This window comes from Micrococcus sp. CS26, from assembly GCF_055522295.1.
In genome coordinates, this window is the sequence record NZ_JBVFVY010000053.1 from 1 (window position 1) to 1,474 (window position 1,474).

The 1,474-nt window shown below is 65.2% G+C and carries 1 protein-coding gene; it reads right to left on the reverse strand.

Annotation, left to right across the window (positions count from 1 at the left end; all coding sequences use genetic code 11):
* Positions 1 to 6: 6 nt before the first annotated feature.
* On the reverse strand, positions 7 to 1,380 hold the full coding sequence (locus tag ACZ1IK_RS11150; RefSeq protein ID WP_465098514.1) for an ISL3 family transposase: 1,374 nt from the start codon (positions 1,378 to 1,380) through the stop codon (positions 7 to 9).
* Between the last annotated feature and the right edge of the window lie 94 nt (positions 1,381 to 1,474).

Consider the following 1,474-nt stretch of genomic DNA (forward strand, 5'->3'; position numbering starts at 1 on the left):
GGCTATTCACCGTTGAGCGTGGAGCCCTTGTTGGTGGGGGATCCTGCGGCGTCGGCGTGTCTGCCTGACGCTGGTGCCTAGGATACGTGATTGATAGTTCTTCTGGTTGCGGAACCCGCGGCCGGTGCGCTTGATCTGCTTGATCCCGGTGTTCGCCGACTCGGTCCTGGCGTTGGTGACTTGGGTGCGGACGAAGACTTTGATCTCGGTCCACCACTTCGCCACCGTGGCGGCGAGTTTATCGGTCTCGGCCATGTCAGCGGCGGCCACCGCCATTTCGAAGTCGATCCGGGCGTTCTGGACTGCCGGGATGTCCCTGGCGGCCAGCAGGGCCCGCAGGCGCTCCTTGACCGCCCAGGCAGCTGCGACCTGCTCGTAGTCCTCATCATCGAAGACTTGCTCTAACCGGTGGAGTCCGGCGTCGGTGAGTCGATCGCCTGCCCGGAGTAGCAGCATCCGGTGAGCCCACACCGAGTCCTCTTTCCGGCCCCGCCGGCCCAGGACTTCGCGGGTGACTCGTTGGCGGACCTCGGTGAGCATCTGATTACCCAGGCGGACTACGTGCCAATGATCAACGCTGATCTCCACCGCCGGCAGCACCTGGCGCACGGCGTTGCGGAACGCGCTGGAGGGATCGATCGCGACCACCTGCAGCTGCTCCAGCCACGCCTGGGAACGTTGCTTCAGCCAGCGGGTGATGTTCGCACTGGAGCGGCCATCGACGACGCCGAGGATGTGGCCGGTGTCGGCGTCGACGAAGGTCGACATCCACGGTTCGACCCGGCACCACTGAGCAGTCTCGGGGTGCTTGAACCACTTAGCGCGGGCGAAGCGGTGCTCATCAATCCCGAGTGCTCGTACCGGCACCATGTCCGGGGCAGGGATGGTGAGGGCATCGGCAGTGACGGCGGTGTTGATCGTTGCCCACCCAAGCTGGTAGCGGGCGCAGGTTCGCCAGATCGGCATCCCCTCATCCAGCACTGCTTCGACGGCGGCTGCCTTCAACCGGGCGGTGCACCGGGCACGGAAAGGAAGCTGGTCGGTGACCTGGGTGAAAGTCCGCCGAGCACAGGCGGCCTCGGCGCAGAGGAACCGGGGTTTGATGATCACCAGTTCGATGTCCTTGCCGCCGACGCCGAGGTCTTTGACCCGCTGGCGGGTGCGCTGATGCACCCGAGTCGAGACCACCCCGCAGTCAGGGCAGGCCGCCTCGACGCTGTTGGCAACGGCGCTGACCCGCCGGCCGCCCAGCGGCAGATCACAGGCTGCGAGCACCTGGTAACCGTCCAGGTTGAACACCACCGAGGTCGGATCCCGAACTGCGTCAATGACGCTGCTGGCAGTGGGCAGGGACAGGTGTGGGCCCGTAGGCTGGAACATGGCTCGCGTCCTTCGGTAGACGATGTGATTCTTCGCAGAACCCATCATCCAACAAGGGCGCGAGCCCCTTGACTCACGACACCTCCACGCTCAA

Excerpts from the sequence above, each read along its gene's own strand:
- ACZ1IK_RS11150 (WP_465098514.1), bottom strand. The coding sequence starts at position 1,380 with ATGTTCCAGCCTACGGGCCCACACCTGTCCCTGCCCACTGCCAGCAGC.